Annotated in this window: 13 protein-coding genes and 1 pseudogene; 7 read left to right on the top strand and 7 right to left on the bottom strand. The window is 59.7% G+C overall.

Annotation, left to right across the window (positions count from 1 at the left end; translation table 11 throughout):
- Positions 1–12: 12 nt before the first annotated feature.
- Entirely contained in the window at positions 13–798 is a 786-nt protein-coding gene (locus AACY49_RS06940; RefSeq protein WP_339522572.1) for a transporter substrate-binding domain-containing protein, read from the bottom strand.
- A gap of 257 nt (positions 799–1,055) precedes the next feature.
- Between AACY49_RS06940 and AACY49_RS06935 the strand changes: the two genes are divergently transcribed.
- The 5 genes from AACY49_RS06935 (at position 1,056) to AACY49_RS06915 (ending at position 6,293) form a co-directional block, all read left to right on the top strand.
- Complete coding sequence (locus AACY49_RS06935) at positions 1,056–1,763, top strand: FadR/GntR family transcriptional regulator (protein WP_258698555.1); 708 nt, start codon at positions 1,056–1,058, stop codon at positions 1,761–1,763.
- A gap of 120 nt (positions 1,764–1,883) precedes the next feature.
- Positions 1,884–2,213: a thioredoxin TrxA gene (gene trxA / locus AACY49_RS06930; protein WP_003206727.1), complete on the top strand. Its 330-nt coding sequence runs from the start codon at positions 1,884–1,886 to the stop codon at positions 2,211–2,213.
- Positions 2,214–2,460: 247 nt separating this feature from the next.
- Positions 2,461–3,720, top strand: a complete 1,260-nt coding sequence (rho, locus tag AACY49_RS06925) for a transcription termination factor Rho (RefSeq protein WP_007899384.1) — start codon at positions 2,461–2,463, stop codon at positions 3,718–3,720.
- Positions 3,721–3,858: 138 nt separating this feature from the next.
- On the top strand, positions 3,859–5,325 hold the full coding sequence (gene ubiD / locus AACY49_RS06920) for a 4-hydroxy-3-polyprenylbenzoate decarboxylase (RefSeq protein WP_258698556.1): 1,467 nt from the start codon (positions 3,859–3,861) through the stop codon (positions 5,323–5,325).
- Positions 5,325–6,293: a CDP-6-deoxy-delta-3,4-glucoseen reductase gene (locus AACY49_RS06915; RefSeq protein WP_339522569.1), complete on the top strand. Its 969-nt coding sequence runs from the start codon at positions 5,325–5,327 to the stop codon at positions 6,291–6,293. Before ubiD ends, AACY49_RS06915 begins: the two co-directional genes overlap by 1 nt.
- 14 nt (positions 6,294–6,307) lie before the next feature.
- Here AACY49_RS06915 and AACY49_RS06910 read toward each other — a convergent pair whose 3' ends face one another.
- Positions 6,308–6,784: a sn-glycerol-3-phosphate transporter gene (locus AACY49_RS06910; protein WP_320392953.1), complete on the bottom strand. Its 477-nt coding sequence runs from the start codon at positions 6,782–6,784 to the stop codon at positions 6,308–6,310.
- 351 nt (positions 6,785–7,135) lie between these two features.
- Between AACY49_RS06910 and AACY49_RS06905 the strand changes: the two genes are divergently transcribed.
- Positions 7,136–7,804 carry a gamma-glutamylcyclotransferase gene (locus AACY49_RS06905; protein ID WP_339522566.1) on the top strand — a complete coding sequence of 223 codons (669 nt, stop codon included), beginning with the start codon at positions 7,136–7,138 and terminating at the stop codon, positions 7,802–7,804.
- Here AACY49_RS06905 and AACY49_RS31770 read toward each other — a convergent pair.
- Positions 7,780–8,363, bottom strand: a pseudogene (locus AACY49_RS31770) (hypothetical protein). The gene AACY49_RS06905 and the pseudogene AACY49_RS31770 sit on opposite strands and share 25 nt — an antisense overlap.
- Before the next feature lie 205 nt (positions 8,364–8,568).
- On the bottom strand, positions 8,569–9,546 hold the full coding sequence (locus AACY49_RS06890) for an NADPH:quinone oxidoreductase family protein (RefSeq protein ID WP_339522563.1): 978 nt from the start codon (positions 9,544–9,546) through the stop codon (positions 8,569–8,571).
- A gap of 150 nt (positions 9,547–9,696) precedes the next feature.
- Here AACY49_RS06890 and AACY49_RS06885 point away from each other — a divergent pair, with 150 nt between their 5' ends.
- Entirely contained in the window at positions 9,697–10,104 is a 408-nt protein-coding gene (locus AACY49_RS06885) for a flagellar basal body-associated protein FliL (protein ID WP_258698560.1), read from the top strand.
- A 100-nt stretch (positions 10,105–10,204) separates the two neighbouring features.
- Here the strand turns inward: AACY49_RS06885 and AACY49_RS06880 are convergent, their stop codons facing one another.
- The 3 genes from AACY49_RS06880 to AACY49_RS06870 are packed head-to-tail and all read right to left on the bottom strand — an operon-like array spanning position 10,205 to position 15,008.
- Entirely contained in the window at positions 10,205–11,323 is a 1,119-nt protein-coding gene (locus AACY49_RS06880) for an ABC transporter permease (RefSeq protein WP_320392957.1), read from the bottom strand.
- Positions 11,323–14,046, bottom strand: a complete 2,724-nt coding sequence (gene rbbA / locus AACY49_RS06875) for a ribosome-associated ATPase/putative transporter RbbA (protein WP_339522560.1) — start codon at positions 14,044–14,046, stop codon at positions 11,323–11,325. Before rbbA ends, AACY49_RS06880 begins: the two co-directional genes overlap by 1 nt.
- Entirely contained in the window at positions 14,043–15,008 is a 966-nt protein-coding gene (locus AACY49_RS06870; protein ID WP_258698563.1) for an HlyD family secretion protein, read from the bottom strand. The genes rbbA and AACY49_RS06870 overlap by 4 nt, the downstream gene beginning before the upstream one ends.
- Positions 15,009–15,137: the final 129 nt, after the last annotated feature.

Genomic DNA, 15,137 nt, shown 5'->3' with positions numbered 1-15,137 from the left:
CCGCGCGAACGATCAGAGGTCGGCCGGCAGCGGCTCTTTCAGCCAGGTTTGCGCGTTCTTTTCCAGTGCACCGTCAGCCTTGGCCGTGGTGAGGATGTCGTTGACCTTGCCCAGCAGCGCCGGCTCGTTCTTGTTCACGCCAACGTAAACCGGCGAGTCCTTGAGCTTCACTTTCAGGGCTGGCACGCGTTTCGGGTTTTTCTCGCTGATCGCCACCATCACCACGTTGCCGCTGGCGATCAGGTCGACTTGCCCCGCGAGGTAGGCGGCGATGGTCGAGTTGTTGTCTTCGAAGCGTTTGATGGTTGCGCCTTCGGGGGCGACTTTGGTCAGCTCGATGTCTTCGATGGCGCCACGGGTGACGCTGATGGTTTTGCCCTTGAGATCGTCCAGACCCTTGATGGCGGCGTCTGGCGGGCCGAACACGGCGAGGTAGAACGGCGCATAGGCACGGGAGAAGTCGATGACTTTCTCGCGCTCAGGGTTCTTGCCGAGGCTGGAAATCACCAGGTCGACCTTGCCGGTGGTCAGGAACGGGATGCGGTTGGTGCTGTTGACCGGGGTCAGTTCGAGTTTGACCTTGAGCTGGTCGGCCAGCAGTTTGGCGGTGTCGATATCGAGGCCGCGAGGCTTCATGTCCGGGCCGACCGAGCCGAACGGCGGGAAGTCCTGGGGCACGGCAACTTTGAGGGTGCCGCGTTTGACCACGTCCTCCAGACCGTCGGCGTGGGCGGGTGCCTGGCTCAGCATCAGGCTGGCAAACAGGGCTGCGAGGAGGACGCTGTAACGCTGGGTCATGGCAAATCTCCGGATCGGCGGGAAGTGATTTCTGCGGATCGACAGAGCACGGGCCATGCCAAGATTAGGTTTTGGGGGGCGCAGGCCACGGTTTTGCTGGTGTCGTTCGGTCTTACTGGTCTGAACAGTTGGGTGGCATTTCGCACCCTGATGGCGCACCCGTGAAAATTCCCGAACCCCCATGGGGCACGACTTGCCGGACGTCGCGAATAGCTTTACAACTAGCCGCTCATTGGCCTGGCTCGTCTGAAAAAACCATGAACTCGATCTCTCGCGCGGTGCCCGAAGTGGCGCTGCAAGCCATCCGCAAACTGATCACCGAGCAAGGCTTCGGGGCGGGGGATGCGTTGCCCTCGCAACGGGACCTGGCGGTGCAATTGGGGGTCAGTCGGGCGTCGCTCCGCGAGGCGTTGTCGTCCCTGAGTGCGCTGGGCGTGATCAGTATCCAGCCGGGCAAGGGCGTGTTCGTGCAGTCACCGGTCGATTTGCCCCGGGGTGATGCGACGCCGGGCTGGCCGTTCGCGGCCCAGGCATCGCCGTTGGACATCTTCCAGTTGCGCTACGCGCTGGAAGGTTTTGCCGCCGGGTTGGCAGCCGTGACCCTGAGCACCGATGAGCTCGATGCCCTGGAAGACAATGTCGCTGCCATGCGCAACGAACTGCGTGCCGCCGACTTCGATGCGGCGGCGCGACTGGACTTCGAGTTTCACCGGCGCATCCTCCTGGCCAGCGGCAATCAGGCGATGCTGAGCATCCTGACGGCCAGCGCCGACATCTTCCTGGAGAGCCAGAAGCTACCGTTCATCCGGGCCGAACGGGCCATGGAAACCTGGCAGGAACACCGTAAAATCCTCCGTGCGCTGGCTCGCCGGGCCTCAGGTGCCGCGCAGAAGGCCATGCAGGAACACGTACGCAACGCCGCCCTGCGCACCGGAATTGCCTTCGTCGCTCCCGCCACCTCGTGACTTGAGCTATACCCAAATTCATGGGGCACCATAGCGAGACTCAATCATCTGCGGCTTCCTGAACGGGGGAAGGGCAGCTATGATGGGCCACGTTTTTTTGCTTACAACCTGGAGACTTCCATGAGCAGCGATCTTATCAAACACGTTAGCGACGCTAGCTTCGAGGCTGACGTACTCAAGGCCGAAGGCGCTGTACTGGTCGACTACTGGGCTGAATGGTGCGGCCCTTGCAAAATGATCGCTCCTGTTCTGGACGAAATCGCTGAAACCTACAAAGGCAAGCTGACCGTTGCCAAACTGAACATCGACGAGAACCAGGAAACTCCGGCCAAGCACGGCGTGCGTGGTATCCCGACGCTGATGCTGTTCAAGAACGGCAACGTCGAAGCCACCAAGGTTGGCGCGCTGTCGAAGTCGCAACTGGCGGCCTTCCTCGACGCCAACATCTAAGCGTTGTTATAAAGCGTCATGAAAAGGCCCCGCATATTGCGGGGCCTTTTCGTTATTGAGGGCTAGACGCTCCGAAACTCAGGTGGTACATTCGGCCCCGCACTGGTTTCTCCACTGCCCCCTGCTAGCCGTCGCCGACGCACTCCTTTTCGAATAAGTACGCGATCCTGTCGCCTTCTCTGCGGCGCGGCCTCATTAAGCCAAAAGCTTAATTTCCCCCCTCCATAAATGATTACGTCATTCCTATATGAATCTGACTGAACTCAAGCAAAAGCCGATTACCGAACTGCTCGAATTGGCCGAACAGATGGGCATAGAAAATATGGCCCGTTCGCGCAAGCAGGACGTGATTTTCTCCCTGCTCAAAAAGCACGCTAAAAGCGGCGAGGAAATCTCCGGTGATGGCGTGCTGGAGATTCTCCAGGACGGCTTCGGCTTCCTGCGCTCCGCTGACGCTTCCTATCTCGCCGGCCCGGACGATATCTACGTCTCGCCGAGCCAGATCCGCCGCTTCAACTTGCGCACCGGTGACACCATCGTTGGCAAGATCCGCCCTCCAAAGGAAGGCGAGCGGTATTTCGCGCTGCTCAAGGTCGACACGATCAACTACGATCGTCCCGAGAACGCGAAAAACAAGATTCTCTTCGAGAACCTGACCCCGCTGTTCCCGACCGTGCGCATGAAAATGGAAGCCGGCAACGGTTCCACCGAAGACTTGACCGGTCGTGTCATCGACCTGTGCGCCCCGATCGGCAAAGGCCAGCGCGGCCTGATCGTTGCTCCGCCGAAAGCCGGTAAAACGATCATGCTGCAGAACATTGCGGCGAACATCGCACGTAACAATCCTGAAGTTCATCTGATCGTATTGCTGATCGACGAACGTCCGGAAGAAGTAACCGAAATGCAGCGTACCGTGCGCGGCGAAGTGGTTGCCTCGACGTTCGACGAGCCGCCAACCCGCCACGTGCAGGTTGCCGAAATGGTGATCGAGAAGGCCAAGCGCCTGGTCGAGCACAAGAAGGACGTGGTGATCCTGCTCGACTCCATCACCCGTCTGGCACGTGCCTATAACACCGTGATCCCGAGCTCCGGCAAGGTGCTGACTGGTGGTGTCGATGCTCACGCCCTGGAGAAACCGAAACGTTTCTTCGGCGCTGCACGGAACATCGAAGAAGGCGGTTCGCTGACCATCATCGCTACCGCGCTGGTTGAAACCGGCTCGAAGATGGACGAAGTGATCTACGAGGAATTCAAAGGCACCGGCAACATGGAACTGCCTCTGGATCGCAAGATCGCCGAAAAGCGTGTGTTCCCGGCCATCAACATCAACCGTTCCGGTACTCGCCGCGAAGAGTTGCTGACGGCCGACGACGAACTGCAGCGTATGTGGATCCTGCGCAAGCTGTTGCACCCGATGGACGAAGTCTCTGCCATCGAGTTCCTGGTCGACAAGCTGAAACAGACCAAGACCAACGATGAGTTCTTCCTGTCGATGAAACGCAAGTAAATCGAACAGGCCAAAAAGCCGGGGAAACCCGGCTTTTTGCTATCTGATTTTTGATCAACGGCAGTTCGTGGTTCTGAACTGAGGGGTTCGGCGCTAAACTGCCACCCCCGAACGCCACGGCCAAAACGAGGCTCACGCATGCAGTATCGCGACTTGCGCGACTTTATCAGCGGCCTGGAAAAGCGCGGCGAACTCAAGCGCATCCAGGTTCCGGTGTCCCCAGTGCTCGAAATGACCGAGGTCTGCGACCGCACATTGCGCGCCAAAGGCCCGGCCCTGCTTTTCGAAAACCCGACCGGTTATGACATCCCTGTGCTCGGCAACCTGTTTGGCACGCCTGAGCGCGTGGCGCTGGGCATGGGTGCAGAAGCGGTCAGCGAGCTGCGCGAAATTGGCAAGCTGCTGGCGTTCCTCAAGGAACCCGAGCCGCCGAAAGGTTTGAAGGACGCCTGGTCCAAGCTGCCGATCTTCCGCAAGATCATCTCGATGGCGCCGAAAGTGGTCAAAGACGCGGTCTGCCAGGAAGTGGTCATTGAAGGCGATGATGTCGATCTGGCGATGCTGCCGGTGCAGACCTGCTGGCCAGGCGACGTCGGTCCGCTGATCACCTGGGGCCTGACCGTCACCAAAGGTCCGAACAAGGATCGGCAGAACCTCGGCATCTACCGTCAGCAAGTGATCGGCCGCAACAAGGTGATCATGCGCTGGTTGAGCCACCGTGGCGGCGCGCTGGATTATCGCGAGTGGTGCGAGAAACACCCCGGCCAGCCGTTCCCGGTTTCCGTCGCACTGGGCGCTGACCCGGCAACCATTCTTGGCGCCGTGACGCCGGTGCCGGACAGTCTCTCCGAATACGCCTTCGCTGGTCTGCTGCGCGGCAATCGCACCGAACTGGTGAAATGCCGCGGCAATGACCTGCAAGTCCCGGCTACCGCCGAAATCATCCTCGAAGGCGTGATCCATCCGGGTGAAATGGCCGATGAAGGTCCATACGGCGACCACACCGGCTACTACAACGAAGTCGACAGCTTCCCGGTGTTCACCGTCGAGCGCATCACCCACCGGATCAAACCGATCTACCACAGCACCTACACCGGCCGTCCGCCGGATGAGCCGGCGATTCTCGGCGTGGCGCTGAACGAAGTGTTCGTGCCGATCCTGCAAAAGCAGTTCCCGGAGATCACTGATTTCTACCTGCCGCCTGAAGGCTGCTCATACCGCATGGCCATCGTGACCATGAAGAAGTCATATCCCGGTCATGCCAAGCGGGTAATGCTCGGTGTCTGGTCGTTTTTGCGACAGTTCATGTACACCAAGTTCGTTATCGTCACCGACGACGATATCAACGCACGGGACTGGAACGACGTGATCTGGGCCATTACCACGCGCATGGACCCCAAGCGCGACACGGTGATGATCGACAACACGCCGATCGACTACCTGGACTTCGCCTCGCCGGTCTCCGGCCTGGGTTCGAAGATGGGGCTCGATGCCACGCATAAATGGCCGGGCGAAACCACTCGCGAGTGGGGCCGGGTCATCGTCAAGGATGAAGCCGTTACCCAACGGATCGATGCCATCTGGAATCAGTTAGGAATAGATTGATGCGTGTAACTTTGCAGCCCTCCGGAGCAGTGCTACAGATTCTGCCCGGCGAGCGGATTCTCGATGGCGCGCGGCGCCTGGGCTATGAATGCCCTCAAAGCTGTCGCAACGGCAATTGCCATGTGTGCGGCGCATTGTTGGTGGAAGGGCGGGTCGAACAGGCCGGTGATGTGCGCGACCATGGCGAGTTCTACACTTGCATTGCAGAGCCGCTGGAAGACTGCATCGTGCTGTGGGATGGCGTGCTCGCGCTGGGAGAACTGCCGGTGCGTAGCGTGTCGTGTCAGGTCATTGAGTGCAGAGACGTCGGCGGCGATACCTGGCGCGTGCGTCTACGGGCGCCAGCGGGCAAGCCGCCGCGCTATCACGCCGGCCAGTACCTGATGATCGAGCGTGAGAATGGCGAGAAGTCGGCCTTCTCCCTGGCCTCTGCGCCGCATTCCGGCCGTGATCTGGAAATTCATGTGCTGGCGCGCGAAAGCAGTGCGTTGAGCCTGATCGCGCAGCTGCAACGCAACGCCATGGTTCGGATCGAAATGCCGTTCGGCGATACCCATCTGGCGGAACTGCCTGACGGTCCACTGGTATTGATTGCTGCCGGTACCGGCATGGGCCAGATCCATAGCCTGATCGAACATTGCCGGGCCACGGGTTTCAAGCATCCGGTGCATCTGTATTGGGGCGTGCGTCGTCCCGAAGATTTTTATGAAATCGAACATTGGGATGAATGGCTGAAATTACCCAATCTGTTCCTGCATAAAGTTGTCAGCGATCAATGTGGCTGGGAAGGGCGCTGCGGGATGCTGCATGAAGCCGTGTGTGAGGATTTCTCTGATCTGAAAGCCTTGCACGTCTATGCCAGCGGCTCTCCGGCCATGGTTTACGGCACGTTGGATGTGTTGGTCGAAGCGGGGATGGATGCCCATCAAATGCGCGCGGATGTATTTGCTTACGCTCCGCGATCGTAGGTGGGCGAGTCGTTCTAGAAGCGCACGCCGGTCGTCACCATGACGGCATTGAAGCCGAGCAACGCCAGCTCGGCTGTCAACGGTCCGTAGTGCGCACCGACTGAAGGAATGATCACTGGCGCGACCCCGAAGTGATTCAGGGGGATCTTGTCCTGATACTTGCCGCTGTAACCTTGCAACAGACCACCACTGAGTTTTATGTACACGGGGTAGTCGGCGCTCTCGTAGCGTTTTCCCGCATACACATAATATGAACGCTGGCTGAACGAGTTGCGAAAAGTTGCGCCACCAAACAACCAACCGGACGCTTGCTCGCGCTCAAGGCCGATGAGGTCCTGATTGTTATTGTGGTCGGGGTCGTGGGAGTAGTGTTTGGTATAGACGCTGGTCTGCAAATACCAGGAGCCCGTGTCTTTCTCAGAGGTATCCTCCGCTAGCGAGTGCTGCGCCGTGAGCATCAGAAGTAGCGCGTAAATCCATGGTTTTTTCATTGTTCAGGCCTTTGAGGCAGTTTGGCTTGCGCCTTTGGTGGCCGTTATACGCGACGTTAGCTGCAGTGGGCAGGCGGGAAATCCGAAGGGTTTGTAGGAAGTTTCTCCTAAGTGGGTTTTATCGTAGACGCGCCGAATGCTTATGTATATTTCGTTCTGGTATTTAAGAATTCTCCTAAATGATATTAGGGTATATAGCCAAGCCCTCCAGCTTCAGCATTGGAACTTTTAGGGGGTTATGCAAGATCATAGGTCTCTTAGCACTTTTCGTTTTGGTATTACTGCTATATGTTCTATAGCGTGAAGGTTGCTTATATTTTGTAATAATTGCAGGACCGAAATCCCATCGCCATGAGTGCCATTGAATCTGCTTTTTTGAATCTGGCTTACCCTCCGCGACTCGATCTGGGGCCGCAGCTTACGCACGAACAATTGCTCAGCTCGATGCAATCGACCATGGCCTGCCACAAGGGTGGGCCGGTCTGGCTGTTCGCTTACGGTTCGCTGATCTGGCGCCCTGAATGCCCGGCGGTGGAGCGGGTGCGCGGCCGGGTGCATGGCTATCATCGCGGCTTGTACCTGTGGTCCCACGAACATCGCGGCACGCCGGAAGTACCGGGTCTGGTGTTTGGCCTGGATCGCGGCGGCTCTTGCAGCGGGTTCGCCTATCGCTTGCCCGAAGAACAACTCGAAGCTTCGCTTTATGCGCTCTGGCAGCGTGAAATGCCATTCCCGTCCTATCGCCCACACTGGCTCAACTGCCGTCTTGAAGACGGAAGCCAGGTTCAGGCATTGGGATTCGTTCTGGAGCGGCACCTGCCCAGCTATGCCGGCAACTTGCCGGATCATGTGCTGAGTCAGGTGTTCGAAAACGCTTGCGGGCGTTACGGCACCACTCGCGAGTATGTCGAGCAGACCGCCCACGCCCTGCGTAGCCACGCCATGCCAGACCGGAATCTGGAGGCGCGGCTCAAGCGCTGTAAATCAAAGGTTGATCAGGCGAGCGCTTCGCGACCCTGACTGGCGACGTTCTTGTGGCCCAGAGTGGGTGCCAGGAACGCCATCGCCAGCAGGCAGGCAACGACCAACAGAATGAAGCCGCCATCCCAGCCAAAATAGTCCACCGTGTAGCCCATCATGGCACTGGCCGCGACTGAACCACCCAGCGAGATCATATCGACCATCGGGTTACCCGGTGGATTCAGCCAGTACACGATCGTCGCAACTGTCACCAGCGCCATGAACACCATGCCGGTCAGGCCACGGTTGCCCCGGAAGATCTTGTCCGACATCCAGCCGCACAGCAGCGTGCCGGGAATGCCTGCCCACTCGTACAGGAAATACGCCCACGACGTTTTGTCGAAGTCGAAGTGCTTGACCTCTTTAAGGTTCCTTTTGTATAGCCTTGGGCGATCAGATCCGGGAACGCCAGGGTGAAGTTCTTGCGCAACAGGTAGTAACCCGCGTACCCAATGAAAATCCCGGCGAAGATCTGCCAGCGAAGGCGCCGGTAGGTGCTGTCTATTTTTTCTTCAGGCAATGGAGCCTGATGTGCGGCAGGACGAAAGAAAGCAAACATTCAAGAGCTCCAGATTTCTTGTTTTGACTGCGGATACGAATGTTACAGTTTCGTTACCGAAAATAGCATCGGTTCGCATCGGCAAAACAGCGGAAATGTTGGAGATGGTATGTTCCTTTATGAACATGTCGCTCAGGTATAAATGCAGGTCGTTGTAGGGATGGTGGACCCGAGTCGCGAGGCTGCGACTCGGTCAGGTAAACAATCAGCGAACCTGCACCACCACTTTCCCGACCGCCTTGCGCTGACCAAGATCATTGATCGCCTGCGCCGCATTGCTCAGCGGATACACCTGCGACACCAGCGGCTTCAACTTGCCTTCGGCAAACCAGCCAAACAACTGCTGGAAGTTCGCCGCGTTGTCCTGGGGCTGGCGTTGGGCGAAGGAGCCCCAGAACACGCCGACCACTGCTGCGCCCTTGAGCAGCGCCAGGTTCACTGGCAATTCCGGAATGCGTCCGCTGGCGAAACCGACCACCAGCAGGCGGCCGTTCCAGGCGATGGCGCGGATGGCCTGGTCGAACAGGTCGCCGCCCACCGGATCGTAAATCACGTCGGCACCCTGGCCGTCGGTCAGGCGTTTGATCTCGTCCTTGAGGCTGGTTTCGCTGTAGTTGATCAACTCATCGGCACCGGCGGCCTTGGCCACCGCGAGTTTTTCCGCGCTGCTGGCGGCGGCGATCACCCGGGCACCCATGGCTTTGCCGATTTCCACGGCGGCGAGGCCGACACCGCCGGAAGCGCCGAGCACCAGCAAGGTTTCGCCAGGTTGCAGGTTGCCCCGTTGCTTGAGGGCGTGCATCGAAGTGCCATAGGTCATGCTGAATGCGGCGGCGGTGTTGAAGTCCATCGATGGCGGGATCGGCAGCACGTTGTAGCCCGGCACCGCGACCTGCTCGGCGAAACTGCCCCATCCTGTCAGGGCCATGACCCGGTCACCGACCTTGAGGTGGCTGACCTTTTCGCCCACCGCGCTGACCACGCCGGCCGCTTCGCCGCCCGGTGAAAACGGGAAGGGCGGTTTGAACTGGTATTTGCCCTCGATGATCAGCGTGTCCGGGAAGTTCACCCCTGCGGCGTGCACGTCCAGCAGGATTTCGTTCTTCTTCGCGACAGGACTGGCGACGTCTTCCAGCACCAGCGCTTCGGCAGGGCCGAAGGCTTTGCACAGCACGGCTTTCATCAGGGCTATTCCTTTGGGAGTGATGGCCGATAAGTGTAGGTGTGTGAGTCAACGGGTCAACGAGCATGCCCGACCCTGATAGTCAGCCATAAGCTTGTGCTTGAGCGGCGGGTCGTTATGCTAGGCCGCAAACCGGATAAGGAGCGAATTGTGAAAGCGTGGATCATGTTGATGCTGGCCCTGTCTCTGCCTGTGGCAGCGATGGCCGAAGAAGCCAAAGAAGGTGAAGCCCCGAAGGTCAACTACATCACCCTGAGCCCGCCGTTCGTGGGCAACTATGGGCTGGACGGCACGCAGAAGCTCAAGGTCTACAAGGCCGATGTGGCATTGCGGGTGACCGGCGAAGAGGCGACCAAAGCGGTGAAGGCCAACGAGCCATTGATCCGTAATCAGCTGGTGGCGTTGTTTACGCAGCAGACCACCGAAACCATGAACAATGTCGAAGCCAAGGAAAAGCTGCGTCAGGAAGCCTTGAAGCAGACCCAGCAAGTGATGAGCGATGAAACCGGTAAGCCGGTGGTTGAGGATTTGTTGTTCAACAACCTCATTATCCAGTAAGACTTTTGTTGTCTGGGCTGGCCTCATCGCGGGCAAGTCGGATCGCCGCACCGCCGCTCCCACAGGAACTGCGCAAATCCTGTGGGGGACGACCGGTCCGTCAGGACGTCAGGCTCCTGCGAAACCGCATCAGCGCAATGGTAAAAAACAGCAGGCCAATGGCGCTCAACGCCAGCAAGTCCGGCCAGACCACGCTGATGCCAGCATCGCGAAACAGTATCGCGGCGCTGAGGCTGACGAAGTGCGTCGATGGCGAGCCTTGCATCACCCATTGCAACCATTGCGGCATGCTGTCGAGCGGTGTACTGCCGCCAGAAAGCAGCAACATCGGGATAATCACCGGAATCGCCAACAGGCCGAACTGCGGTGTCGAGCGGGCGAGGGTCGCGAGAAATATCCCCAGCGCTGTGCTGGCGAACAGATAAACCGCCGTCACCAGTAAGAACAAAGTCATGGAGCCGGCCAGCGGCACGCCGAGGGCGCCTTTGACAATCACCTCCAACGAGATCCAGGTGCACAGCACCACCACCAGCATGTTGCTCCAGATTTTTGCCAGCATGATCTCCAGCGCCGTCAGTGGCAGCACCAGCAAATGGTCGAGAGTGCCGTGTTCGCGCTCACGCAGCAGCGCTGTGCCGGTCAGGATGATGGCGAGGATGGTGATGTTGTTGACGATCTGAATCACCGCCAGGAACCAGCCACCCTCCAGGTTGGTATTGAACAGCGCTCGCGTCGTCAGCCGCACGGGTGTCGTGCTCGCCGCATCGGCCTGGCCACTGTAAGTCAGCAGCTCACGCTGGAAAATCCGTCCGATGTAGCCCGCGCCCATGAACGCCTGGCTCATGGCGGTGGCGTCGACGTTGACCTGCAACGCCGGCTGGCGGCCGGCCAACAGATCCGTCTGGAAATTGGCCGGAACATTGATCACGAAGGTGTATCGCCCGCTGTCGAGCACTTCGTCCATTTGCCCATAGGGCAGCGACACCGGCGGCTGGAATTCCGGGGGTTGCAGGGCTTGGGCCAATTGTCGTGACAGGTGGCTGTGATCTTCATCGACCATGGCCACGCTGGCATTGTGCACGCCGATCACGGAGCCCGCGGCCGGCATGTAGATCGCCACTGTGAAGGCGTAGAACAGGAACAGCAGCAACACACTGTCGTGTCGCAGGCTTGTGAGTTCCTTGAGACCAAGACGCAGGATGTGCGCAAGCTTATGCATCAGACCTCCTGCTTTTTCAGCATGGCCAGGCTAAGCCCGGTGAACCCGAGAAAGAACCCGAACAGTGCCAGGCACTGCGGCCACAACTGCCGGATATCCAGCGCCTTGGTAAAGGTGCCGACGGCGATGTCGAGGAAGTAGCCCGCCGGAAACAACATCCCCATGACGGCGGCCGCACCATCAAGGGACGAGCGCGGCACGATCAAACCGGAAAACTGAATGGTCGGCAGACTGGTGATGATCATGGTGCCGAGGATGGCGGCGATCTGGGTTCGGGTGAACGCCGAAATCAGCAGACCCATGCTGGTGGTTGCCAGCACGTAGAGCAGCCCGCCGAAGGCCAGGGTCAGTGCGCTGCCCTTGAAGGGCACGCCGAACAGCCAGCGGTTCATGGCCGTCAGGACGGCGAGGTTGATCAGGCTGACGGCCAGATACGGCGCTTGTTTGCCTAGCAGGAACTCCAGGCGGGTCAGCGGTGTGGCGTAGAAGTTGGTGATCGAACCCAGTTCTTTCTCCCGCACGATGCCCAGCGCAGTCAGCATGGCCGGGATGAACGCCAGGATCAGCGCCATCACCCCGGGACCGATGGCGTTGACGCTGATGACGTCCTGGTTGTAGCGGAAGCGGGTTTCCAGTTCGGCCGCTGCTTGCCGGTTTGGCGCTGGGCTGGACTGCTCGGCCAATTGCTCCAGATTGGCCAGGTGTACCGCTTCCACATAGTTGCGGCTGGTTTCGGCGCGAAACGGCATGCCGCCATCGAGCCAGGCCGCCACAGCGGGTTGGCGACCGGCGAACAGGTCTCGGCCGAACCCTGGCGGGATCTCCAGCGCCAGTTTGATTTCCGAGCGCTGCAGCCGTCGATGCAACTGCGTCGCATCGCTTATGGGGGGTTGCTCATCGAAGTAGCGGGAGCCGCGGAAGGCCTCCAGATAAGCCCGGCTTTGCGGAGTCTGGTCCTGGTCGTAGACCGCGAAGGCGAGTTTTTCCACATCCAGGGAAATGCCGTAGCCGAAGATCACCATCATGAGCATCGCCCCGAGCAGGGCGAAGGCCATGCGCACTTTATCGCGCAGCAGTTCCTTGCCTTCACGACTCGCCAGTGCCCGCAGCCGTCCAAAACTGAAGCCGTGATCTTTCATCGGCGTGGTCGGTGCGATTGTCGCGTCGATGGATGCTGGTGGCGCCGCCGTTGCGTTCGGGCCCTGGGCCTGTTCCAGGCAGGTGACGAATGCGGCCTCCAGTGTCTGGCCGTTGAACTGCTGTTGCAGGGCTGCCGGGGTGTCGCAGGCCAGTACCTTGCCGGCATGCATCAGTGAAATGCGGTCGCAGCGCTGGGCTTCGTTCATGAAATGGGTGGACAGGAAAATCGTCACGCCCTGTTCGCGGGACAGTTCGATCAGCAGTCGCCAGAAATCGTCCCGGGCCGCCGGGTCGACGCCGGAGGTCGGTTCGTCGAGGATCAGCACTTCCGGGCGATGCAGTACCGCCACCGCCAGGGATAACCGTTGGCGCAGGCCAAGCGGCAGTGCACCGGATGATTGATGAGCGACGCTGCCCAGGTTGAAGCGCTGGATCAGCTCGTCGATGCGCTGCGCGCTGTCGGCCTTGGGCAAATCGAACAGTCGCGCGTGCAAGTCCAGGTTCTGCCGCACGCTGAGTTCGCCATACAGCGAGAAGCTCTGGGACATGAAGCCGACGCGTTTGCGGGTGGCCAGATCCTTGGCGTTCACCGGATTGCCCAGCAGCGTGGCGCTGCCTTCGCTGGCAGGAATCAGCCCGGTGAGCACTTTCATGGTGGTGGTTTTGCCGCAGCCGTTGGAGCCCAGAAACCCGAAGATCTCGCCGCGGCCGATGGCGAAGCTGACCTTGTCCACAGCCGTGAAATCGCCGAAGCGCAGGGTCAGGTCATGGGCTTGGATGGCGATGTCGGCAGTGGCATTGGTTCGAGAAGGGATTGCCAGCGGCTGGTTGTCATGGCCAGTGACGCCCTGAAAATGGGTGAAGGCCTCATCGAGCTTGCCGCTGGGGGTAGCCGCTCCCAAGTCGCGGCTCAAACCGGCGGCGATCAGTTTGCCGCCATCGAGCATCAGGCAGTGTTCGAACTGCTCGGCCTCTTCCATATACGCGGTAGCGACCAGTAGCGTCAGTTGCGGGCGTTGGCGCCGAACGTCATCAATCAACTCCCAGAAGCGCCGCCGGGACAAGGGATCGACGCCAGTGGTCGGTTCATCGAGGATCAACAGGTCCGGTTCATGGATCAGCGCACAACAGAGGCCGAGCTTCTGTTTCATTCCGCCCGATAGCTTGCCGGCCGGGCGCTCGGCAAAGCGCAGTAGATCAGTGGCCAGCAGCAGGCTATGCATGCGCTGATCGCATTCGGCCCCGGACAGCCCGAACAGTGTGGCGAAGAAGTGAATGTTCTCGCGGATCGAGAGATCAGGGTACAGGTTGCCGCCCAAACCTTGAGGCATGAACGCGATTCGCGAGTAGAGGCTGTTGCGGTGGCGCCGGTCCTGGATCGAGCCACCGAGCACTTCCAGTTGGCCGTCTTGTAACGTCTTCACGCCGGCGATCAATCCCAGCAGGCTGGATTTACCGGCACCATCCGGACCAATCAACCCGCATCGGATACCGGCGGGCAGGCTGAACGTGATGTCGGTCAGCGCCTGCTGTTGGCCATAACGGTGCTGAAGGCGCGTGGCGTTCAGTGCCAGGCCGGTCATTGAAGATTGGCCGGCCAGTCAATGGGAGCGGTGCGCACGTAGCCACTACCGGGCATCCCCGGTTTGGCCTGGGGCACGGCGCTGGGTTGGGTCAGGCGTAGCTTGACCCGAAACACCAGTTTCTGACGCTCGTCGCGGGTTTCGACTTCTTTGGGCGTGAACTGCGATTTGGCCGCCACGAAACTGATTTTCGCCGGCAACGGCTGGCCGGGCAGGGCGTCCAGCAGAATCCGCGCATCATCGCCGACCGCCAGGCGTCCGGCCACGGATGCCGCTAGATAGAGGTTCATGTACTGGTCGTTCGGGTCGATCAGCAGCAGTACCCGCCCACCGGCGCCGAGCACTTCACCGGGTTCGGCCATGCGAAGCTGAATCACTCCGTCGATGGGGGCCCGTAAGCTGCTGTCGTCAATTTCGCTGGTTAACTGAGCGACTTGTGCCTGAGCCGCGCCAATGGCTGCGCCAACGGCGGACACCTGAGCGCGGGCCGCGGTGACGGCCGCGTTACCGGTGTCGAAGCGCGACTGCTGTTGGTCGATGATCTGGCCACTGGCGAACCCGCGCTTGAACAATTCCTGGGAGCGTTTGAGCTCTTGATGGGCAAGCAGTTGCTCGCTCTGGCGCAGTTGCACATTGGCCTGGGCGGCAGAGAGGTTTTCCCGGGCGCGTATCACTTCGGCTTCAGCCTGACGGCGTTGAGCTTCAAGGGTTCGGGTGTCCATGCGGGCCAGCAGTTGGCCTTTGGTCACCTTGTCGCCTTCGTCCACCAGTACTTCAGCCAGCCGGCCGGGTGTCTTGCTGGCGATCTGCACTTCAGTGGCTTCAAGCCGGCCATTGCCGACATACAGCCCTGCAGGCAGCCGGTTGAGCGTCGACTTCCAATAACCAAATCCCCCAGCGGCCAGTAGCAAAGCCCCCAGTAGAAAAGCGAAAAAAAGCGAGGAACGGCTGTGCGTCGACATGTCTGCATCCTGCGTCTGTAGCGTCGTAGTCTGACAGGCAAGCGCCTGGGCGACTTGATGTCAGTCAACTGAGGGCCAAACCTGACCGATCGGTAAGGTAAGCCAGAGTGACGGGCGGTTCTGCTTTAT

This window comes from Pseudomonas sp. EL_65y_Pfl2_R96 (assembly GCF_963970905.1).
Lineage (GTDB): Bacteria > Pseudomonadota > Gammaproteobacteria > Pseudomonadales > Pseudomonadaceae > Aquipseudomonas.
This window is presented reverse-complemented; position numbering and strand designations above follow the sequence as displayed.